Source organism: Marinobacter panjinensis, assembly GCF_005298175.1.
Classification (GTDB): domain Bacteria; phylum Pseudomonadota; class Gammaproteobacteria; order Pseudomonadales; family Oleiphilaceae; genus Marinobacter; species Marinobacter panjinensis.
The window spans coordinates 2,353,646-2,376,070 of sequence record NZ_SZYH01000001.1; the positions used below are offsets into that span (position 1 = coordinate 2,353,646).

General features: G+C 58.4%; 20 protein-coding genes. 8 read left to right on the forward strand and 12 right to left on the reverse strand.

Annotation, left to right across the window (positions count from 1 at the left end; translation table 11 throughout):
• Nucleotides 1-16 precede the first annotated feature (16 nt).
• The 5 genes from FDP08_RS10865 to FDP08_RS10885 all read right to left on the reverse strand — a co-directional run bounded on the left by FDP08_RS10865 (nt 17) and on the right by FDP08_RS10885 (nt 4,498).
• A complete protein-coding gene (locus FDP08_RS10865; protein ID WP_228263281.1) occupies nt 17-562 on the reverse strand; it encodes a gluconokinase in 546 nt (181 codons plus the stop codon).
• A gap of 1 nt (nt 563) precedes the next feature.
• On the reverse strand, nt 564-1,880 hold the full coding sequence (locus tag FDP08_RS10870; RefSeq protein WP_137436181.1) for a TRAP transporter large permease: 1,317 nt from the start codon (nt 1,878-1,880) through the stop codon (nt 564-566).
• Nucleotides 1,880-2,464: a TRAP transporter small permease subunit gene (locus FDP08_RS10875; RefSeq protein ID WP_228263282.1), complete on the reverse strand. Its 585-nt coding sequence runs from the start codon at nt 2,462-2,464 to the stop codon at nt 1,880-1,882. Before FDP08_RS10875 ends, FDP08_RS10870 begins: the two co-directional genes overlap by 1 nt.
• Nucleotides 2,465-2,531: 67 nt before the next feature.
• Entirely contained in the window at nt 2,532-3,542 is a 1,011-nt protein-coding gene (locus FDP08_RS10880) for a TRAP transporter substrate-binding protein (RefSeq protein WP_137436182.1), read from the reverse strand.
• A gap of 293 nt (nt 3,543-3,835) precedes the next feature.
• Nucleotides 3,836-4,498, reverse strand: coding sequence for a TetR/AcrR family transcriptional regulator (locus FDP08_RS10885; protein ID WP_137436183.1), 663 nt, complete (start codon nt 4,496-4,498; stop codon nt 3,836-3,838).
• A gap of 204 nt (nt 4,499-4,702) precedes the next feature.
• Here FDP08_RS10885 and FDP08_RS10890 point away from each other — a divergent pair, with 204 nt between their 5' ends.
• The 4 genes from FDP08_RS10890 (at nt 4,703) to coaD (ending at nt 9,045) form a co-directional block, all read left to right on the forward strand.
• The gene (locus FDP08_RS10890; protein ID WP_137436184.1) at nt 4,703-6,148 is read left to right on the forward strand and encodes a coniferyl aldehyde dehydrogenase; all 1,446 of its coding nucleotides are present in this window, start codon (nt 4,703-4,705) and stop codon (nt 6,146-6,148) included.
• Between the two features lie 100 nt (nt 6,149-6,248).
• Nucleotides 6,249-6,890 carry a hypothetical protein gene (locus FDP08_RS10895; RefSeq protein ID WP_137436185.1) on the forward strand — a complete coding sequence of 214 codons (642 nt, stop codon included), beginning with the start codon at nt 6,249-6,251 and terminating at the stop codon, nt 6,888-6,890.
• Between the two features lie 29 nt (nt 6,891-6,919).
• Nucleotides 6,920-8,515, forward strand: coding sequence for a GMC family oxidoreductase (locus tag FDP08_RS10900; RefSeq protein WP_137436186.1), 1,596 nt, complete (start codon nt 6,920-6,922; stop codon nt 8,513-8,515).
• A gap of 47 nt (nt 8,516-8,562) precedes the next feature.
• Complete coding sequence (coaD, locus tag FDP08_RS10905) at nt 8,563-9,045, forward strand: pantetheine-phosphate adenylyltransferase (RefSeq protein WP_137436187.1); 483 nt, start codon at nt 8,563-8,565, stop codon at nt 9,043-9,045.
• 49 nt (nt 9,046-9,094) lie between these two features.
• Here coaD and FDP08_RS10910 read toward each other — a convergent pair whose 3' ends face one another.
• The 5 genes from FDP08_RS10910 to FDP08_RS10930 form a co-directional block, all read right to left on the reverse strand.
• On the reverse strand, nt 9,095-10,387 hold the full coding sequence (locus tag FDP08_RS10910) for a DUF945 family protein (protein WP_228263283.1): 1,293 nt from the start codon (nt 10,385-10,387) through the stop codon (nt 9,095-9,097).
• 64 nt (nt 10,388-10,451) lie between these two features.
• Nucleotides 10,452-12,590, reverse strand: coding sequence for a polyphosphate kinase 1 (gene ppk1, locus FDP08_RS10915; RefSeq protein WP_137436188.1), 2,139 nt, complete (start codon nt 12,588-12,590; stop codon nt 10,452-10,454).
• A gap of 59 nt (nt 12,591-12,649) precedes the next feature.
• A complete protein-coding gene (gene hemB / locus FDP08_RS10920) occupies nt 12,650-13,666 on the reverse strand; it encodes a porphobilinogen synthase (protein ID WP_137436189.1) in 1,017 nt (338 codons plus the stop codon).
• A 121-nt stretch (nt 13,667-13,787) separates the two neighbouring features.
• Nucleotides 13,788-14,816, reverse strand: a complete 1,029-nt coding sequence (locus FDP08_RS10925) for a lipase secretion chaperone (protein WP_228263284.1) — start codon at nt 14,814-14,816, stop codon at nt 13,788-13,790.
• Between the two features lie 145 nt (nt 14,817-14,961).
• Complete coding sequence (locus tag FDP08_RS10930; RefSeq protein WP_137436190.1) at nt 14,962-15,183, reverse strand: hypothetical protein; 222 nt, start codon at nt 15,181-15,183, stop codon at nt 14,962-14,964.
• A gap of 269 nt (nt 15,184-15,452) precedes the next feature.
• Between FDP08_RS10930 and FDP08_RS10935 the strand changes: the two genes are divergently transcribed.
• The 4 genes from FDP08_RS10935 to panP all read left to right on the forward strand — a co-directional run bounded on the left by FDP08_RS10935 (nt 15,453) and on the right by panP (nt 20,133).
• Nucleotides 15,453-16,085 (forward strand): TetR/AcrR family transcriptional regulator, encoded by a 633-nt coding sequence (locus tag FDP08_RS10935; protein ID WP_137436191.1) that lies wholly within the window; start codon nt 15,453-15,455, stop codon nt 16,083-16,085.
• 2 nt (nt 16,086-16,087) lie between these two features.
• The gene (locus FDP08_RS10940) at nt 16,088-17,791 is read left to right on the forward strand and encodes an isovaleryl-CoA dehydrogenase (protein WP_137436192.1); all 1,704 of its coding nucleotides are present in this window, start codon (nt 16,088-16,090) and stop codon (nt 17,789-17,791) included.
• A 197-nt stretch (nt 17,792-17,988) separates the two neighbouring features.
• Entirely contained in the window at nt 17,989-18,330 is a 342-nt protein-coding gene (locus FDP08_RS10945) for a DUF503 domain-containing protein (protein WP_137436193.1), read from the forward strand.
• 126 nt (nt 18,331-18,456) lie between these two features.
• A complete protein-coding gene (gene panP, locus FDP08_RS10950) occupies nt 18,457-20,133 on the forward strand; it encodes a pyridoxal-dependent aspartate 1-decarboxylase PanP (protein WP_137436194.1) in 1,677 nt (558 codons plus the stop codon).
• Nucleotides 20,134-20,289: 156 nt separating this feature from the next.
• On the opposite strand, the gene FDP08_RS10955 is transcribed toward panP, so the two are convergent.
• Nucleotides 20,290-20,556 carry a hypothetical protein gene (locus tag FDP08_RS10955; protein WP_137436195.1) on the reverse strand — a complete coding sequence of 89 codons (267 nt, stop codon included), beginning with the start codon at nt 20,554-20,556 and terminating at the stop codon, nt 20,290-20,292.
• Nucleotides 20,557-20,660: 104 nt separating this feature from the next.
• Nucleotides 20,661-22,220, reverse strand: coding sequence for an inorganic phosphate transporter (locus FDP08_RS10960; RefSeq protein ID WP_137436196.1), 1,560 nt, complete (start codon nt 22,218-22,220; stop codon nt 20,661-20,663).
• Nucleotides 22,221-22,425 lie beyond the last annotated feature (205 nt).

The following is a 22,425-nucleotide window of genomic DNA, read 5'->3' on the forward strand; positions in this document are numbered from 1 at the left end:
TACTGCTCCAAAATGGTCAAAGGTGCCTATCATACCCGAGCCGGGCCAGGCAGTGGCCGATCACCTGTTCCGGCGTGCCGGATACATCGACGACAACGGCCTTTTCATCCGCCCCCGGCTCTTCCAATAGCTGAAACTGGCTCTCCAGCATCGCGCGGCCATTGAAGTAATGATCCGTGCGCCTGGAATGCCGCGCCCAGATGGTTTCAAAATCCCCCTTGAGATAGACAAAGCAAGCTTGTGGGTTGCCATTCCGCAAGCGCTCGCGGTAGGCACGTTTAAGGGCCGAACAGGCCAGAACCAGTCCGCCCTCTTCCCTTCGCATCAGCTTCGCCAGGTCATCCAGCCAGCCAAGGCGGTCCGCATCGGTCAGCGGAATACCGGCCGCCATTTTTTCAACGTTGGCGCGGCTGTGGTAATCGTCCGCATCGTAAAACGGAACCCCCAGTTCGCTGGCCAGCAGGGTCCCGGTGAGGCTCTTGCCGCACCCGGACACACCCATTACAACCACTTTGGGCACCCTTGTTTCCTGCGTCTCACGCACATTTTTTACGTCACTCATGTCACTGCCACCATAGAGCCAGCTGGGGGAAAGCGATCAGCAGACCCAGAGCCACCACCTGGAGCGCGATAAACGGCAACAGGGCGCGGAAAATCTCGCCCAGGGAAATGTCTTTTGGCGTCACGGTCTTGAGATAGAAGGCGGCAGGGCCAAAAGGAGGCGACAGGAAAGACACCTGCATGTTCATACAGAACACCACCCCGAACCAGATCGGACTGTAGCCCAGCTCCGTCACGATCGGTACGAAGATCGGCATGGTCAGCAGCGCAACACCAACCCAGTCCAGGAACATGCCCAGGATCAGCAGTATCAACATCATGAACAGGATTGTGGTCAGACCATGGCCACCACTGACAGCGAAGACCATGTCACGGACGAAATCGATACCGCCCATAAGGTTGTAGACGCCGACCAGCGCCGTAGCACCGATACCGATCCAGATGATCATGCCGCACACCCGCAGTGTGCTGATGGTCGCCTTACGCACCATGGCAAGGGACAGCTCACCGCGAATCCAGGTACTGATGGCAATCCCCATCACACCCAGGGCGGAGGCTTCCGTTACTGACGCCACGCCACCATAGATACTGCCCAGCACAACAACCACCGACAACAGGGGAAACAGCAGCGCCTTGAAGAAGTTCGGCATCGGCGTTTCGGGCGCGTCCTGATCTGAAGGTAGCGGTGCCATCTTCGGGTTCAGCCAGACCCGGATCAACACATACGCCATATAGAGCAGCGCCAGTATCAGCGCAGGCAGGAAGGCACCCTTGAACAGGTCACCAATGGAGACGTTGGCGGTCAACCCGTAAATAATCAGCACGATACTGGGTGGCAGCATGGTGCCAAGTGCGCCGCCGGCACAGGTGGTGCCAATGGCCAGTTTACGGTCGTACCCCAGGCGCAGCATCTGCGGCAGTGCTAGGATGCCCAGCAACACCGTTTCGCCGCCAATGACGCCGGACATGGACGCCAGGATGACGGCTACAACCAGCGTCTGGACGGCTACGCCACCGCGAAGTTTGCGCCCCAGGCGGGCCATGGCATCGAACAGATCTTTGGCAATACCGGAATGGTCCAGCAGCGACGCCATCAACACGAACATGGGCACAGCCAGGAACACATAGTTGCCGATAAAGCTGTAAAGGCGACTGCTGACAATCGGCAAGGCATCCGGGCCGAACCAGCCCAGTGCAAAAACAAGAGCAACCAGGCCGGTGGCAAATGCCAGCTGCATACCGGTCAGCAACAGGGCAATCAGCATGACCAGCATCAACAGGCTGCCGTAGCCGATGCCCATGGAGGCAAGTTCAAACATTAGTTATCTCCCTTGCCACGAAGATCGCGGATCAGGTGCAACACAAACTGGAGCGTCATGGTGGCCACCGCAACCAGGATGATCACCTTGAGCAGTGCGGGGAACGGCGGGTTCCAGGCCGAGCCGGAGGTTTCCAGGCGGATGTCACCCCAGGGAGCCAGAACCGCTCCCTTGGTCATCGACCAACTGGCAAACAGCAGCATGCCGGAAAAGGCGAGGCCCAACAGGTGGTGTACCACCCGCAGCCAACGCTGGACACGGGGCGAAACCGCGTCGTAAATCAGCACGATGCGGACATGTCGATCGGTGGCCAGCGCATAAAGCCCGCCGATAACGAACAGCGTGGCACCGGCAAAGGTGACGGTTTCATGTACCCAGAGTGTCGGCGCATCGAAAACGTAGCGCTGGATGATCTCGTAGAAAGACACCAGCACGATCACCGCAAACACCAGGCTCAGTTTCTTGCCCAGCCAGACGATAGCCCGGTCCAGCCAGGTAAAGCCTACATCTTCATCCTTGTCAGGCAGGACGACCCCACCCTCGGGGCCAGTGCCCTGAGCGGATGTATTTTCTTCAACAGACATAACGAACTCCTCGCTCCGGGCACCGCACTGGTACCCGAAGGCTGATATCGAGGGAAGCGGCTACTGGTTAGAGAAGGCCCTGGGACTCAAGGTAGTCGGTCACCGACTGGTACACCTTCTCGGCATTGGGCGACTGTTCGGCGTAGGCTTTCCACTGGTCGCGGGCAATGGCACGGAACTTACGGCGTTCTTCTGCGGACCAGTCGTGAATGGTGATGTCCGGATTGGCTCGTGCTTCATTCACTGCTTCCCTGTCCGCCATTGCCAGTTGCGTGCTGATGTCCTGGGCGAAGTCCCTGGCAGAAACCGTCATGATGGACTGGATGTCCTCCGGCAGTTTCTCCCATTCCTTGAGGTCCATGGCAATCTCGATGAGCGGCAGGGAATGGAACCCGGGATAGACCGGGTGGGCGGCGATGTCGTTGAGACCTGCTTCGTGGTTGGTGGAGAAGACCGTGTAATCAGCCGCATCAATCACGCCCTTGCTCAGAGCGGTGTAAACCTCGGAACCCGGCAGATTCACCGGCGAGGCCCCGGCAGCCGCAAATACTGACTGCACCAGCCCCTCCGGCGCACGCATTTTCAGCCCTTCAAGATCCTCCACGCCATCAAGCGGCTTCTTCGACACGAAGGACTCAAGGCCGGTGCCTCCGCCGCCGACAAACTTAACGCCGTACGGCTGATACAGCTCATTCATCAACTCATAGCCACCGCCATAGTTGATGTAATCAATAAGCTGGTCAGGACTGGACCAGGCACCGACCGTGTTGCCGATCAGTCCGAATGCCGGGTCCTTGCCGGAAAAATAGCCGGTGACCGAGATATGACCGTCCAGAACGCCCATTTTCATGGCACCGAGGGTTTCGGTGTGGCTGACCACACTGCCCACTGGCAACAGGTCAATTTCGACGCGGCCACCGGTCATTGCTTCCACACGGTCGGCCCAGGCCTGTTGAATCTCGAAGTTCTTGACACCGGAAGGATCTGACGACTGAAACTTGAAGTTGTAATCAGCAGCAAATGCATTGAAAGCCAGGGTGGCTGACAGCAAACCGGTTGCGAGCCTTGTCGGGAACATATTGGTATCTCCTGATTGTTTTTGTGCCGGCATATGTTACCGGTAACATATGCAAGTCTAGGGGAATTAAAATGCGTTGACAAGGATGCGATGACGAGCTTTTTCGAGAGATAAAGGCAATAAAAAAACCGGCCTGCATGACAGGCCGGTGAAACGTCAGGGTTTGCGACGTGCTAAAACCTGAGAACTCACTCAGGCGACACCGTGAATGTCCGAATTCCCGATGTCGTAATTAGTGACACGCCAGTTGATCAAAAGTTCCGCAATCTCTGATCCTTTTGAGAAATGTCATCTCAAGCGTCGGCCGATTCTGGCAGACAGGGGCGGTATTTTTCCCGCAACGCCATCACCTGCTCCCGATAATCCGCGGTCAGATAGGGAATTTCCAGCGTCAAAACCTGATAGATACCCTGCTTCAACTCCGTCAGGGTCAGGCTGGTGGACTCCTCAAGGGCATGGGCCGTTTTCAGGAACGCCATCCAGTTGGTGATGACCAGCCATACGTTCAGTGACATCGCCGAACGCAGCTCTTCAGGCTGGGGCTGGATAATCCCGGCGTCTGCCAGCTTCTCGAAAATCCGGCTGATCGCTACCAGGCAGCGATTGGTGAATTCGCGGTAGTCCTGCCGCAGGCGCCGGTCACTGTCGAGCAGGTATTCCAGGTCGCGGTGAAAGAAGCGGTAGCTCCAGAGCCCGTCAAACACCGACTCAAGATAGAACGTCAGGTCTTCCAGGGTGATAGGCCGGTCTTCCGGGATATCCAGGTAGAAGTCCACCAACTTTTCATACTCGAGAAATATCTCGTAGATGATGTCGGACTTGTTGCGAAAGTGGTAATAGAGGTTGCCTGGCGAGATCGCCAGGTGAGCGGCAATGTGATTGGTGGTGATATTGCGCTCTCCCCTTTCGTTAAAAAGCTCCAGGCTCGAAAGAAGAATCTTGTCTCGGGTTTTCATAGGCTCTGCAATGCGTTGTTGTATGTGGGATGGCCCGATTCGCCATCCGGTCGCCTTGACTCACTAGAGTATATACTCTAATAATACCCCCAAGCGCAAACTGAATACTTTTTCGCCAATGCTATTTCCGGCCCGACCAACAGGGCCGTTGACAATGAACAAGATGACCCGGCCACCAGCCCGGCGTCGCGAGGAGAGAGCGATATGGTTGCTACCGTTGTCCAGCTGACCGAAAGCAAGAAACAGATCCAGCATACCCACCGGGTGTTCGACGATCAGAAGAAGGCATTCCGCAACAACCCGATGCCGTCGTTGACCGAGCGCAAGGAGAATCTGAAACGGCTAAAGCGTGTGTTGATGACCAACCAGGACAAATTGCTGGACGCCATTGATCGGGATTTCAGCTGTCGCTCGAAGGATGAATCCCTGATTGCCGAGGTAATGCCATCGATTCAGGGCATCAACTACGCCCTGAAAAATCTTGAAGGCTGGATGAAGCCATCCAAGCGGCATGTGTCGGTATTGTTCCAACCGGCCAGCAATCGTGTGCACTACCAGCCCAAGGGCGTTGTGGGGGTGATCGTGCCCTGGAACTACCCGCTGTATCTGGCGGTCGGCCCGCTGGTGGCGTCATTGGCGGCAGGCAACCGCACCATGATCAAGATGTCCGAATACACCCCCCATACCTCTGCCCTGTTCCGGGAGATCATCGAGTCTGCGTTCCCGGAGGACCTGGTCAGTGTGATTAACGGTGAGGCCGACGTGGCGGCCGACTTCTCCAGCCGGCCCTTTGACCACCTGCTGTTTACCGGTTCAACGTCGGTGGGCAAGCTGGTGATGCGCGCGGCGGCGGAGAATCTGACACCGGTCACCCTGGAACTGGGTGGCAAGTCACCGGCCATCGTTTCCCCGGATGTGCCCATGGAGGATGCCGCTCAGCGCATTGCCTTCGGCAAGGCTCTGAATGCGGGCCAGACCTGTGTGGCACCGGACTATGTGCTGTGCCCGGCGGACCGTGTGCAGGCGTTTGTGGATGAGTACCGTAACCAGTTTGCCAAAATGTACCCGAGCCTGCGGGACAATGACGATTACACAGCGATTATCAATGAGCGCCAATACGGCCGGCTGCAAGGGTATCTTGACGATGCACGGGAGAAGGGCGCAGAGCTGATTGAGATCAATCCGGCCAGTGAGAACATGAAGGATGGCACGCGCAAGATGCCGATTACACTGGCACTGAATACCACGCCGGACATGAAGATCATGCAGGATGAGATTTTCGGGCCGATTCTGCCGGTGGTCAGTTATGGCAAGCTCGACGAGGCCATTCATTACATCAATGACCGACCGCGCCCGCTGGCGTTGTATTTCTTCGGTTATGACAAGTCGATGCAGGAGCATGTGGTCGACAATACCCATTCCGGTGGCATGTGCATCAATGATGCGCTGATGCATGTTGCCCAGGACGATTTGCCATTTGGTGGCGTGGGCGATTCCGGTATGGGCCATTATCACGGCAAGGAGGGTTTCCTGACCTTCTCCCATCATCGGGCGATTTTCAGCAAGCAGAAGTTCAACAGTGGCAAGTTTGTGTACGCGCCTCACGGTACGGCGGCGCACAGGATGGTATATAAGTTGTTTATTCGCTGATCTTTCTGGCCTATGTGCTCGGTGCCTACGACTTGGGTGCCGGGCGCCGGTGAGAAGGGAAGAAAACGCAACTAAAGACAATAAAAACAAGAGAGTGGTTATGTCTGATATGATTCCTCATTCCGTGCAAACGGAATCCCCCACTGCTATGGACCGCCGGAGCTTTCTTCGGACGGGGCTTGGCGGTGCGATGTTTCTGGGCACGGTGAGTGTAACGGCCGGTTTGTCCGGGTGTGCGACCGCGCCGGCAGGGCGGGACTATCCGATGCCGGGGGCGATGGACCAGAGCTATGAGTTCAGGTTCCTGACCCGCGACGACATTATTCTGTTTGAGGCCTTGCTGCCAGCCATAGTCGGACCGGGGCTGACCGAGGAGCCGGTTGTGCGTCGACAGCAGATCCAGTCCACTATTGAGCGTATCGATGCCGGTATTCATCAGTTCGGACCTGCCAACCAGAAGGAGCTGCGGGGGCTGTTTGATCTGCTCAATTTCGGGTTGACCCGCGTTACCGTCGCGCGGGTGTGGTCCAGTTGGGAGAACGCCAGTACGGAAACGGCTCAAGCATTTCTTGAGCGCTGGCGTACCAGTGGTATTGGCCTGTTCAACAACGGCTATATCGCTCTGACCAAGGTCACCAACGTGGCGTTTTATGGCCATCAGGACCATTGGCACCTTTCCGGGTATCCCGGGCCTCCCGCGTTTGCCGTGGATGCCCTACCCCAGTTCAAAAACAGCGCCTGAGCTAGCCACCCGCATATCGGAGCATTTCAATGTCATTAACGGATCGTATCGCCCGTGGGCTTGAGGCTGGCTGGAAGGTCACCGACGGCGCCACTCTGTCACAGAACCAGACCCACGAAGCGGATGTGGTGATTATCGGCACCGGCGCTGGTGGGGGCACTACGGCGGAGATACTGGCCAGGGCCGGGTTGTCAGTGATTCTTGTTGAGGAAGGCCGACTGTATTATCAGAAGGACTTCAAGATGAATGAGCTGGACGCCTATGCCTCCCTTTACCAGGAAGGTATGAGCCGGGTCACCAGTGACGGTGCCATTGCCATTCTGCAGGGCCGCTGCGTGGGGGGCTCCACTACGGTGAACTGGACTTCCAGCTTTCGAACGCCGGAGCCGACCCTGAACCATTGGGCCAGCCGCTTCGGGCTGGATGGCCTCAGCCCGGAGGCCATGAGGCCCTGGTTCGATGGCCGCGAGCAGCGGCACAATATCGAACCCTGGGTAACCGACCCCAACGTCAATAACGACATCCTGCGCCAGGGCTGTGAGGCCCTGGGCTGGTCCTGGGAGGTAATTCCCCGCAACGTCAAAGGCTGCTGGAACCTGGGCTATTGTGGCGTAGGCTGCCCCACCAACGCCAAGCAGGGGGCGTTGACCACCACTATCCCCGGTGCTCTGGACAACAACGCCCGCCTGTTCCATGGCCTGAGGGCAGACAAGCTGGTGATGAAACAGGACCGGATCGACCACTTGCAGGCCTCTGCCATGGCCGCGGACGGGGTAACGCCCTCCGGCATCACCGTGACACTGAAAGCGAAGCATTTCGTCGTCGCCGCCAGCGCCATCGGCTCCCCCGGCCTGCTGTTACGCTCCGATATCCCCGACCCCCACGACCGCATCGGCAAACGCACCTTTCTGCACCCGGTCAACGCCACAGTGGCGGAAATGCCGCACACCGTCGAGCCCTACTATGGCGCGCCCCAGTCGATCTACTCGGATGAATTCAATTTCTCCCAGGGGGTCGAAGGCCCCGCCGGGTTCAAGCTGGAAGTGCCACCCCTGCATCCGGCCATGTCCGCCGGCGTGGTCCCCGGCCATGGCAAACAGCAGGTCAATGATCTCTCGAAACTGCCCCGCATGAACTCCGTCATCGCCCTGCTGCGGGACGGTTTTCATCCCGACAGCCCCGGTGGCACCGTCAGCCTTCGCGACGATGGCAGCCCGATACTGGACTACCCGGTCACCGACTACCTCTGGCGTGGCCTGAAAGACGCTTTCTACAAAATGGCCGAAATCCAGTTCGCCGCCGGCGCCCGCAAAGTCCGCCTCATGCACCTGGACTCCCCCTGGTACAGCTCCTGGGCCGACGCCAAAGCCGGCATCGACAGGCTTCCCATGGAACCTCACCGCGTGCGCCTGTTCACTGCCCACCAGATGGGCGGCTGCGGCATGGGCGGCGACCCGGAAGAATCCGTGGTCAACGGCTTCGGCGAGCACCACCAGGTGCCCAACCTGAGCATCCACGACGCCTCGATTTTCCCCACCAGCATCGGCGCGAATCCGCAGTTGTCGGTGTATGCACTGGCGGCAAGGAACAGCACAAGGCTGGCCCACAGGTTGAGTTCATCATAGGCGGGAAGGCTGCTATCCTGTCCGCTTGTGGTGAAAAGGAGCTCCGAATGCCAAAAGTCATCTACCCGGGTACATTTGACCCGATCACCAACGGCCACACCGACCTCATCGAACGCGCCGGACGCCTCTTCGATGAAGTCGTCGTTGCCATCGCCTACAACCCCAAGAAGTCACCGCTGCTGACCCTGCAAGAGCGCTGCGACCTGGTCGCCCAGGCCACCGCCCACCTGCCCAATGTCAGCGTCACCGGCTTCAGCAACCTGCTGGCAGACTTCGTACGGGAACAGGGCGCCACCGTTATCCTTCGTGGCCTGAGAGCCGTCTCCGACTTCGAATACGAGTTCCAGCTTGCCGACATGAACCGCCGCCTGGCACCGGAAGTGGAGAGCGTGTTCCTGACACCGGCCAACCACCTGTCCTATATCTCCTCCACCCTTATCCGGGAAATCGCCTCCCTGGGCGGAGATGTATCGGAATTTGTCGATCCGGCTGTGGAAGCGGCACTGAAAGAGAAGTTTGGCAAGGACTGAAGAAGAGGCGGGGGAGACTGCTGCCTGCAGGCAGCAGTCCACAGCAAGATCAGAACAGGGGAGGTAACGGAATCAGATTTCCATTGATATCCAGGGCAAGGTCCTCCAGTTTGCCCTGAACCCTCACACGATCTCCCTCCTGCACTACCATTCCCTGCTTGATCAGCGGCGCTACCTGCATCCCCAGCTCGGGGTACTGCTCCACCAGTGCCAGTGGCATGCTCAGGTCCAGGTTGCCGGTCAGCCGCTGCATCACCATCATCATCTGATCCTTCTCCTCATCCGACAGCGACGGGTGTTGCACCATGATCTCACCATCAATCGGGCCATATGGCGTGGCAAAGGAAAGCTTCGGAAAACCGAATGAGAAACCTTCACCGGCCAGACCCAACAGTGCCTGATTGATCCGGCTCATGGATTCCATCTGTTGCTGCATTACCGCACGCGAGTCGCCACCGGGGGCCGTCAGGGCAGCCGTCTGCATCTCCGTCAGTGCCTCAGTGAGGTTATTCCAGTTTTGCACATCGAGGCCGCTGAATACGAATTCCATGCGATGCGGCCCAAAGCTCTCGTCGTCTGCAGTCAATGTCTCCAGGGTCATGAGGGTCTCTGAGCCAATGCTCTCGCCATCATCCTCAGTGAAGGTCTCGCTGCGAATCGCCAGATCGTCAAACCGGAGCGAGGGCTCGTCGCGGGCAGCCAACTCAAAGCCGCTCAACGACATATCGCCGTCACCCAGCCAGACACCCCCGGTGAGATGCTCCATGGTCTGCTCAAAACGAAAATCTTCGATACTGATGCGAAGATCTGGCGCCCGGATGACAGCCCCTGGCCAGAGCATGACAATATCGGCATGGGAGCCATTGTCACTGATTTCGGCGCGGCTGTAGCTTTCCGACATATCAAAGGATTCGCCGGTTTCCTCGTTGATCACGCTGATCGCCGGAACGGACAGCTCAACGATTGCCGTGCCCCAGAGGCGGGTTTCCAGAGTCAGTTTCGGCTTTTCATCCGGAAAGATTTTGTCAACGTCGGAGCCAAGCTCATCGGGTGGAGAAAAGTCCAGCAAACTGCCAGTAACGCCATGGCTCACCCGGGCCTGGTATTCGAACTCATGCTCTTCGCCGGTATCCGGGTTCTGAACCGAAATGGTGCCGGTAAAATCAGCACCCAGGTAGCCCCGGTTGTAATCCCGCGTTTCCAGCTGGAACAGAGGCTGGGCCTGATTCACTTCCGTGGTCACGCTCTGCCACTGCTGCTCGGTTACGTAACCCACAGCCCAGGGCGCAACCACACCAACCGCCAGCACTGCCGCACCGGCAACCATCCATTGTTTTTTCAACTGCCTGTTCTCCATTACTGCGCCCGCCCCCTGCACAAAAGCTGCAGGCAGGCACGGGTTATCATTATTTACCGGTCAGGCGTTCCAGCAGAACCAGTTGCGATGCCAGACGGTCTTCGCCTTCTGCGGGCTGATTCTGGATGTAACTGCCGTCCGGCTGCAACACCCACGACTGGCAGTTGTCCGCCAGGTAGGTATCCAGATCTTCACGCACCCGCGCGATCAGGGCCGGATCTTCGATAGGAAAAGCAGTTTCAACCCGACTCAGCAGGTTACGCTCCATGCCATCGGCACTGGAACCGTAGACTTCCGGCCGGCCGTTGTTGCCGAAGTAGTAAACCCGGGTATGCTCCAGGAACCGCCCAATGATGGACCGCACCCGAATGTTGTCCGACAGCCCCGGCACCTCCGGGCGCAGGCAGCATATGCCGCGAATGATCAAGTCTATTTTCACCCCCGCCCGCGACGCCCGGTACAGTGCCTTGATCAGCTCTCGCTCGGTCAGGGCGTTGAATTTGAGGATAATACGGCCTTTCTCACCCAGTTCCGCTTCCCGCTCTACCAGTCCCAGCAAACGGCTGTGCAGGGTGAACGGAGAGTGGAAGAGCTTCTTGATCTTCAGTGCCTTGCCCATGCCGGTCAGCTGCTGGAACAGTTTGTTAACGTCGTCACCAATGGACTCATCACAGGTCATGAAACTGTAATCGGTATACAGACGGGCGTTCCCGGCGTGGTAGTTACCCGTGCCCAGATGAACATAGCGCCGCAGCTTTCCTTCCTCCCGCCGCACAATCAGGATCATCTTGGCGTGGGTCTTGTAACCCACCACCCCATACACCACGATAACCCCGGCCTCCTGCAGGCGGCTGGCCAGCTCGAGGTTTTCCGCTTCGCTGAACCGGGCCCGCAGTTCGATGATGGCAGTCACTTCCTTGCCACGACGCGCCGCGTCCATCAGTGCCTCAACAACTTCCGAATCGGCGCCGGTGCGGTACAGGGTCTGGCGAATGGCCAGCACCTGGGGATCCTTGGCGGCCTGGCGTAGCAGGTCCACTACCGGACTGAAGTTTTCAAACGGATGCAACAGCAGCAGTGGCCGTTTACGGATGGCATCAAACATGGTCTCTTTGGTACGGATCTGGCGCGGAATCGACGGCGAAAACCCGGAATAGGTCAGATCCTGACGATCCACCAGGCCACCCACGGCCATCAGGCGGGTGAGGTTAACCGGCCCGTGTACCTGGTAAAGGTCCCGATCCGTAAGGCCAAACTCACGCAACAGGAAATGGACCAGTTCTTCCGGGCAATTGTCCGCCACTTCCAGCCGCACACCATCACCAAAGCGACGACTGAGCAGCTCACCACGCAGGGCAGAGGCCAGGTCTTCAAGGTCATCTTCCAGCTCAAGGTCGGCGTTGCGGGTCAGGCGGAACTGGTAACAGCCTTTCACTTCCATCCCCGGGAACAGCTCATCAGCGTGGGCGTGAATCATTGACGACAGGAACACCAGGTTATCGCCACCATTACAGACATCGTCCGGCAGACGCACCAGGCGCGGCAACGAGCGCGGTGCCGGCACGATGGCCATACCGGTTTCCCGGCCAAAGGCGTCCTTGCCGTCGAGCTCGACGATAAAGTTCAGGCTCTTGTTCACCAGCCGCGGGAACGGGTGTGACGGGTCGAGACCGATCGGGCTGACAACCGGCAGGATTTCCTCATCGAAATACCGGCGCACCCAGTCTGCCTGGGCTTCGGTCCACTCGCGGCGGCGGACAAAATGGATATTTTCCTGCTCCATCTCGGGAATCAGCACGTTATTGATGATGTCGTACTGTTCCCGGATGTATTCGTGTGCCACGCGGCTGATTTCGCCCAGCACCTGTTCCGGCATCATGCCATCGGAGCCCAGGGTTTCCCGGCCGTATTTGATCTGCTGGCGCAGGCCGGCCACCCGGATCTCGAAGAACTCGTCCATGTTGCTGCTGAAAATACAGCAGTACATCAGCCGGTTGATCAGTGGATGGGTCTTATCCAGGGCCTGCTTGAGCACACGATAGTTGAACTGAAGCTGGCTCAGTTCACGGTTGAAGTAGTTTTCCTGGGCGGCCACGTCAACGTCGGTGCCCGGGGCCGGCACTTCCACCGGAGCCGGAACATTCGTGGCATCAACAGCCTTCAGGTTTTTTGCAGATTCGGTACTCATTGCTGACTGCTTCCATTGCCAGGGTGCCGGTACAGCACCCTGATTGTGACTGTGGCCTGTCAGGTACGGCTGCTGCGCATCAGCCGGGCCGCCCTGACGGCAAAATAGGTGAGGATGGCATCGGCACCCGCACGGCGCATGGCCATCAGGCTTTCCATCATCACGGCATCGCCATCGAGCCAGCCGTTTTCCGCGGCGGCCATGTGCATGGCGTATTCACCACTGACCTGGTAAACGAACGTTGGCACTTGCAACTCGTGCTTTACCCGGTGGACGATATCCAGATACGGCATACCCGGCTTTATCATCACCATGTCCGCACCCTCGGCAATATCCATGGCCACTTCGTGCAGCGCTTCGTCACTGTTGGCCGGGTCCATCTGATAGGTGGCCTTGTTGCCCTTGCCCAGATTACCGGCCGAGCCGACGGCATCCCGGAAAGGTCCGTAATAGCTGGAGGCATATTTTGCAGAATAGGCCAGAATCCTGGTGTTCACATAACCGGCAGACTCCAGGGCCTCCCGGATGGCGGCAACCCGACCATCCATCATGTCAGACGGAGCCACAATATCGGCACCGGCATCCGCATGGGACAACGCCTGGTTCACCAGCGCCTCTACGGTCACATCATTCAACACGTAACCATCGTTGTCGATGATGCCGTCCTGGCCGTGTGTGGTGAACGGGTCCAGCGCTACGTCGGTAATGACACCCAGCTCTGGCCGGGCTTTTTTCAGTGCTCGCACGGCACGCTGGGCCAGGCCATCGGAATCCCAGGCACCGGAGCCGGAGAGATTCTTGTGCTCGGCCGGCACAACCGGAAACAGCGCTACCGCCGGAATACCCAGGTCAACCAGTTCCGCCGCCTGTTCTACCAGCAAATCAATGCTCAGGCGCTCGACACCGGGCATGGAAGGCACAGCTTCACGCTGGCCCTCACCCTCCAGCACAAACACCGGAAAAATCAGGTTATCGGCACTGAGCTGATGCTCCCGTACCAGCCGGCGGGAAAAACTGTCAACCCGATTACGACGCAGACGGGTGGCAGGGAAAACACGGTTGACCGAAGAGCTCACGGAACACCTCCTGTGGAAAATGGCGCAAAACACTGCCCCATCATACACGCCCGCAAGCAGCGGTGGCAGGACCCGCCACGGATCCGCAGGCTCAGACTACCAGCACCAGATGAATGGAATGTTACCGGATTGAGTCGAGGGCTTCCGCGCGCAACTTTTCAGCACCTTCGAAATACTCATCCCTGAGGGAATCGACAGCGGCTTCACGCTCAGGGCCGGCAAGCCCCAGGCCATCAAGCTCCCTGAGTGCCGAGCTATACGATTGCCACTTGTTGTCCCAGGCTCGCTGCTCTGCTTCCACCTTTTCCAGTTGCCGGGCGGCCTCGTCACCAAAACGCTCCTCCCTCCAGGCACGCAGCGCCTCTGGGTCGTCTGCAAATTGCGAACGGGCCTTCTGGTAATCGGTGAACTTCCGGGTTTCCCGGCGGGCTTCGCGTATAGGCGCCGGCAGTGCCTGTTCGGCCCGTTCCAGTGCCTGCTCACGCTCCCCGTCGGAAAGTGATTCGTCAGTCCGTATGCGCAATTGTTCTATCTGGAACTGATCCACAGCCTCGTCGCTCGCAAAAAAAGCATCGGCGGTCTGCGCATCCATCCAGGTGCGCCGTAAGGCGCGGATTTCTGCCATACGCTGCTGCATTTCATTGGCATCCAGGGACGTGGCATTGCCATAGGTGACTTCGAGATCCCCTAACGCCAGCTTGTAATCCAGGTAATTCCCCAGAGTGGCCATGGCTTCAGAACGGGCCGGCTCCTCCAGCCGTGCAAGCGCCTGCTCTATGCGCGCGACCAACTGGGGCAGGGTCTCCTCCCCCAGCGCGGCGAGGTAATACTCAAACAACTGCCGCAACTGGGGCGTGGGAACCAAAGAACCATTGCTATCGGTTTTGGCCCAGCCGCCAGGGAGGCTGGTTCCTTCCAGCGAGGCTGGCAACCCATCCGGTACCGGGACACGGGCATTGCCAACCAGCTTTGACGGCGCCTCGCTCTCCTGCCCGGGGCTTTCCGTCTGTTCCGCAGAGCTGCCGGCATCAACAGCAACTGCAGTATCCACAGCGGTTGTCGGCTCATCACTGAGGAATATGATCGTGCCAGCAAAGAGTGCCACCATGACAAGCAGTGCCATAGTCGCAAAACGAAGGAAGCCTCTCATTAATGCGGCCTGTTCATGGATTAAGAACTATTCTGCTGAAGACAGCATAGAGGATCGAAGGGCACTGCGGTGAGACCAGCGTCAAAACAACCAAAAAACAACATAACCGAACAGGCCGCAGCCCCGGAGGCTGCGGCCTGGAAATTCAGAGGGAGCGATTATTAAAACCGACATCCACCTTTCGGGGGGAATCCGAACGGAACGCCGTATCCACTTCCTGAATTCTGCCACCCTGGTTCAGAAACGATTCAATATCCTGCTGGAGCTGGGCACGAATGCGTGCTCGGCCGGCAATGGAATGTGTATCATCACTGTCATGTGTCCAGCTACCGGATTGCTCCAGATTGCTTTCGTCGAATTCACTCATAATCTTCTCCATCAACGAAAACACCACAATGAGCGTACCAAACCTGTTCCGGCGGGCCGCCCCGTCTCGACGGATACGCCTTGCGACCCGCCTTGGCGTCTTTATAATCCGCTTTCGGCTGCAACGCTATTTCTTCACAACGACTTTTTTGTAAATTTTTGTAACAAATTTCAAGACACTGTTTTAGAACAATAATATGCATCAAACTGTGCAAGCTAATTGATTGACACAAAGAATGAATAATGATTCACTACTTATAAGGAACCCGCATGGCATACCGGGAAACGGAGAAAATGCGCAACCGCAAGGCCGAGGCCCGCAAGCGCATCATCGAATGTACCTACGAATGTGTCGCCGGTGGCGGCTTCCGCAGCGCTCAGATCACTCGCATTGCAGCCTGCGCCGGTGTCGCCACAGGAACCATCTACCGGCACTTCGAGTCCAAGGAAGACCTGTTTGCAGAGATATTCAGGATTGCAACACAGCGGGAAGTGGACAAGGTCGCCGAAGCGCTGGCTATAGAAGGCAACGCGGTAGCCCGGCTGGAAGCGGCCCTGCGCCAGTTTGCAGAACGTGCCCTGAGAGGTCCGGTGATGGCGTGGTCACTGATCGCCGAACCGGTGGACCCGAAAGTAGAAGAAGAACGTCTGAAGTTTCGCAGGGCCTACGCCGAACTGTTTGAGCAGGCGATAAAAGAAGGTATCGGAGAAGACAGCCTTCCTGATCAGAACGCCAGACAAAGCAGTACCTGCCTTGTAGGCGCCATTGCCGAAAGCCTGGTGGGACCACTTTCACCGGCCCAGACAGGCGGCGCAGACCAGGCCGACAACAACGACCATGATCCGCTGGTCGACTCCATCATTTGCTTTTGCATGCAGGGGTTGACCGGCGCCAGGAGATAAACATGAACGCCCGCCAGCCCCTACCACAGGACAACACAAGCCCCTCCGGTGACGACCGTTACCTGGCCGTAACCCACGAGGTTGTCAACCAGCCCCCGGCCCTGGAGAACTACAACCTGTTCGAGCAGGACAGGGCCCTGCAGGAAGCCGTGGCCCGGGAAGGTGCGGCGGCAGCCACCAGTGACCTGAAGCAGTTCGGCGCCCTGGCCGGCGCAGCGGAAACCATCGAACTGGGATTCCGGGCCAACGAGAACAAACCGGTGTTCAACACCCACGACCGTTTCGGTCACCGGATTGACCAGGTGGACTTCCACCCCGCCTACCACCAGCTCATGACGACCGCCATGGAAAACGGCCTCCATAGCAGCCCCTGGACCAGTCCCGGAGCAGGCGCCCATGTTGCGAGGACAGCCAGGTACTACATGCATTCCCAGGTCGAAGCAGCCCATTGCTGTCCCATTACCATGACCTTTGCCGCCATCCCGTCGATTCGCAAGCAGCCGGAACTGGCCGCTATCTGGGAAAACAAGATCCTCGCCAACAGCTACGACCCCCGCAACCTGCCGGACAGCGAAAAACAGTCCGTCACCATCGGCATGGCGATGACCGAAAAACAGGGCGGCAGTGATGTCAGGGCCAACTCCACACGTGCCTACGCCATCGGCGCCGAAGGCCCCGGCCAGGCCTATGAACTGGTCGGCCACAAATGGTTCGTGTCGGCTCCCATGTGCGACGCCTTCCTGGTATTGGCCCAGACCAAAAGCGGGCTGTCATGCTTCCTGATGCCACGCTGGCGCCCCGATGGCAGCAAGAATCCCTGGCAGATCCAGCGGCTGAAAAACAAGATGGGCAACATTGCCAATGCGTCCAGTGAAGCCGAGCTTCGCGGCGCCCTGGCCTGGATGGTCGGTGAAGAAGGCCGTGGCGTCCCTACCATTATCGAGATGGTCGCCATGACCCGCTTCGACTGCATGATCGGCAGCTCCGCCGGCATGCGCCAGGCCCTCGCCCAGGCCAGCCACCACTGCCATCACCGCAGCGCCTTCGGCAACCGCCTCAGCGACCAGCCCCTGATGCAGAATGTACTGGCCGACCTGGCCCTGGAAAGCGAAGCCGCGCTGGCCTACACCATGCGCATCGCCCGCTCACTGGACAACCAGCACCTGGAACACGAACGCCTGCTGGCCAGGCTGGCCACACCCGTTGGCAAATACTGGATCTGCAAACGCACACCCAACCACGCCTACGAGGCCATGGAATGCATCGGCGGCAGCGGCGTCATGGAAGACTGCATCATGCCCCGCCTACTGCGAGAATCCCCGGTCAACGCCATCTGGGAAGGCAGTGGCAACGTCCAGTGCCTGGACACCCTCCGCGCCCTGCAGAAAGAACCGGACACCCTCGACGCCTTCTTCAGCGAAGCCGCCGAAGCCCGCGGCAGCGACGCCCGTTTCGACCGCTTCCTGGCGCAACTGCAGAACGACTTCGCCGACATCAGCGATTTCGAATACCGCGCCCGCAACCTGGTGGACCGACTGGCCCTGCTGATGCAGGCCTCCCTGTTGATCAGAAACTCCGACCCGGCGGTAGCCGACGCCTTCTGCGCCTCCCGGCTGGAACACAATGGCGGCCTGAACTACGGCAACCTCCCCTCCGGCACCGACCCGGTGGCCATTATCAAACGGGCGACGCCTGTAGTAGGCTGATTTGGACGTCCACCAGCCTGTCATGATGGTAGACTTGGTGGACTTCACCTGAATAGTTCGAGAACCGGTGGGGGAGGACTCTCCAAAACTGTGCGGAGCCATGGATGGCGGAGCTCAAGCGTCACATGGACGTGCCGAAGGAGCGTGTTTTGGAGAGTCCTCCCCCATCGGTTCCAGCACCAAAGCCGGAAGCAAACATGTCCGAAGCCCTGAGAAAGCTCCTTAACCAAGGCAACCCCCAGCAGCCAGTCATTACGCCCCACGTGGGCATCCTGACCCTGCACTTCCAGCTCTATGGCTGCGAAGATCTGAAAGGCAAACGCAAAGCCTTCACCGCCATGAAAGCCGTCTGGGGCAAAGAACCCGACCTGGCCGTTGCCGAAACCGCCGACCAGGACGCCCTGGACTGCGCCACCTGGACCATCGCCGCCCTTGGTGGGTCCTCCCAACAGATATCCCAGCGTCTGGACCAGATCGAAAAAGCCATACAGGATCGCATAGACGCTGCCATACTGGACGTACACCGGGAGATACTTTGACCCTCCTGCCGAGCAGGGGCCATGCTGTAGCGTATGGTTTCACGACACCGTATACTACGCCCCCTCAGGGAGAACGGAACGCCCGGGACAGGCTTTGCGAATGACCACTGAAAGTGTGTGGCACCTATGACCGGAAAGAAGAAATCCGCCCAGGCCTCGGTTGAGGCCATGTATCGTGTATTCACCGTGCCCGAGGCACCTGAGTCCACCCTGAGCCGGATTGACCAGAACATATCCCGTAACCTTGCCGGATTCCTGCAGGAACACATCGTTGCGGTCGAACGGGATCTTTCCGACGTTGAGAAAGATTTCTCGGACTACGCCATTCCCGAAAAGCCCATTTTCGTCTCGGAGCAGGCCCAGTTCCTGCTCGACAAACTGGTGGCCAACTCCGTACACACCGCTTCTCCCAGCTTTATCGGCCATATGACATCGGCGCTGCCCTACTTCATGCTGCCGCTGTCCAAGATCATGATTGCCCTCAACCAGAACCTGGTCAAAACCGAAACCTCCAAGGCCTTCACCCCCATGGAGCGCCAGGTGCTGGGCATGATCCACCGGCTGGTCTACGAACAGGATGGCGCCTTCTACCGCAAGTGGATGCACGATCCCCGTTATGCCCTGGGTGCCATGTGCTCAGGCGGCACTGTCGCCAACCTCACGGCACTCTGGGTGGCACGCAACAACGCCTTCCCCGCTGAAGGCAGCTTCCGTGGCATTCACCAGGAAGGACTGTTCCGCGCCCTGCGTTATTACGGCTGCGAAGGGGCGGCCATACTGGTCTCCCGCCGCGGCCACTATTCCCTGCGTAAAGCCGCCGATGTACTGGGCCTGGGCCGCGACTTCCTGGTGCCCGTCGACACCGATGACGACAACCGCATCAACACCGATGCCCTGCGGGAAAAATGCCTGGAACTGCACCGCCAGAAAATCCGGGTAATGGCCATTTGCGGTATTGCCGGCACCACCGAAACCGGCAACGTCGACCCCCTGGACGCAATGGCAGACATCGCCCGGGAATTTGGCGCCCACTTCCACGTCGACGCCGCCTGGGGCGGACCAACCCTGTTCTCCCGCACCCACCGGCACCTGATGAGGGGCATCGAAAAGGCGGATTCGGTCACCTTCGACGCCCACAAACAGCTCTACGTGCCCATGGGCGTAGGCCTGGTAGTATTCCGCGACCCGGGCCTGGCAAGCGCCGTTGAGCACCACGCCCAGTATATTATCCGCAAGGGCTCGCGGGATCTGGGCAGCACCACCCTGGAAGGCTCAAGGCCCGGCATGTCCATGCTGATCCAGTCAGGATTGAAAATTCTGGCACGGGAAGGCTATGAAATCCTTATCGACCAGGGCATCGACAAGGCCAAAACCTTCGCTGAAATGATCAATGCAGAGTCGGATTTCGAACTGATCACCAGGCCGGAACTCAATATCCTGACTTACCGCTATTGCCCGGAGAAGGTACAACAAGCGCTCTCAGTGGCTGACCCCCTGCAGGTCGAACGGCTGAACACGTCCCTGAACCGCATTACCAAGTTCCTGCAGAAAACCCAGCGTGAGCGGGGCAAGGCGTTCGTCTCCCGGACCCGACTGGAACCGTCACGATACTTCAACTTCCCGTGTATCGTTTTCCGGGTAGTGCTGGCCAACCCGTTAACCACGAAGGAAATCCTGGCAGACATTCTGAAGGAACAACGGGAATTGTCAGCGGATGAAGGAATTCAGGACGAAATAGAAATCCTGGATCAGATGGCAGATGCGGTACTGAAGCTGCATCAGGCTGGCGCTCAGCAGGCCTGACTTCATCTATCTGGTCAGAAACCGCGAGGGTCGGGGGCACTCTTCCAAAACACGCTGTGAATACATCCCTGTACGCTCGGCTCCGACATCCATGGCTCCGCACGGTTTTGGAAGAGTGCCCCCGACCCTCGCTCAGTGCAATCCTGGGCTCAAGACCTAGTAAAGCGCCTCTTCATCATCAAGCACTTCGTCCAGAATCTCCAGAAACATATGGTCCGCGCTGCTCCAGTTCTCCGGAATGCGGATGGTGGTGTTGGCGCTTATTTCCCGAGCGATGAGCTCGTTGGCATTGGGCTCATTGCGGTACTTACGCGCAATTTCCACCGATTTTACGGCGATCGTAGGATCACTGAGGACCTTCTTGATAAACACCCTGAGCTCGCCAATGACCTTTGACTGACGGCTTTCTTCTGCTGAACTCATGACTCAATCCCCGGACAGGTTGGCAATAATGGAGGGGACAAACGCCCCCGCATAAGGAATAGTATGGGCCAAACCGGCAGCTGACAACCAGCGTGGGCGCCCCCTTACATCAGAAAGCCGCGCAGGGTGAAGAACAGAATGGCTGCCAGGCATGCAGACACAGGAACGGTGATGATCCAGGCGGCGATGATCCGGGTCAGGTGAGAACGCTTGACCATCTCCTCGCGGTAGATTTTCTTCAGGCGCTTGCGCTCTTTCTTGGACAGGGGGACCTGCTTCTTCTTCTTGGCCTGCTTGAGCAGGTTTTCCATTTCCTCAACCGATGCATTGCGGAAGTCCTCAAGGAACGGACGCAGACGCTCGCGTTCCTCTTCCTCATGGCTGTCCATGATGTTGTGGAGCTGGGTTGCGTAGTTGGACTTCAGGTATTCCCGGAGGAAGCCCACGCCAAACACGCCACCTACGGCAATGTGGGTTGAACTGACGGGCAGCCCCAGCTGTGAGGCAATGATGACCGTCAGCGCCGCAGACAGGGCAATACAGAAGGCCCGAGTTTTATCCAGTTCGGTAATTTCGCTGCCAACGGTCTTGATCAGCCGCGGGCCGAACAGCATCAGGCCCACCGCCAGACCGACGGCGCCCACCAGCATCACCCAGAGAGGAATGGCAGCAGAAGTGACCACTGCATCGGAAGAAAGCGCATCGTTGATCGCAGCCAGGGGGCCGATGGCGTTGGCCACGTCGTTGGCGCCGTGGGCAAAGCTGAGCAGTGCCGCAGCAAAAATCATGGGCCAGACAAAGAGCTCGTTCACGCCGGCAGAGCTGTTTTCCATGGTGGCTGCGCGGCGCCCGACCAGAACCCTCATGGCGATGAAAACGACGATCGCCAGTCCCAGTCCAACCAGGGAGGCCCCCAGAAAGTCGACGCTGACAATCTTCTTGACCCCTTTGACCATCAGGTAGGTACCGAACGCCCACGCCATGATGGCCACCAGCCAGGGCACGAAGGTTCGGGCGGCCGGCACGACGTCCTGCCGGTACAGCACGGTCTTCTTGATGGCATACAGGAACAGGGCCGCCAGCACGCCGCCCATCACTGGAGAAATCACCCAGCTCGCTACAATCTTGCTCATCACGGCCCAGTCAGCAATGCCCCAGCCGCCAGCGGCGACACCGGCACCCAGAACGCCACCGACGATGGAATGGGTAGTGGAGACCGGTGCACCCATCCATGTGGCCAGGTTGAGCCAAAGGGCACCGGCCAGCAGTGCCGCTGTCATCAGCCAGACAAAGGTGCTCACATCCTCCAGCCGGTCAGCGGCAATAATGCCACCCTTGATGGTGGAAACCACGTCACCGCCAGCAATAATGGCACCCGCAGCCTCGAACACAGCGGCAATAACAACCGCACCCCCCAGGGACATTGCCCCCGAGCCTACAGCGGGCCCGACATTGTTAGCCACGTCGTTGGCGCCAATATTGATGGCCATATAACCGCCAATGACCGCTGCCGCCATCAACAGCATGCTGTTGGGCATACCACTGCTGATCTGGCCTACCGCAAGGAAGACAACAAACAGGAACAGGAAACTGATGCCAACGCGATAGCGCTCGGTGGAGGGGCTGGTCAGGAGATTATCAAGGTATCCGTTTTTGCTCGCCATAACACATCAGGTCTCGCAACAGGGAACACGGGGGCGCTGTGATTCAGCATTGGTACGGCGGCAACTATAAATTTTTTGCCATAAAAATGAAACTAAACCGTCATAATCTCGATTGCTTGACCCAAGTCGCTGTACAGATTGCCACGTTTGACTAATCTGACGCCTAATTGTGCAGATAGCGCACATCACCAAAAACAACAAGAGC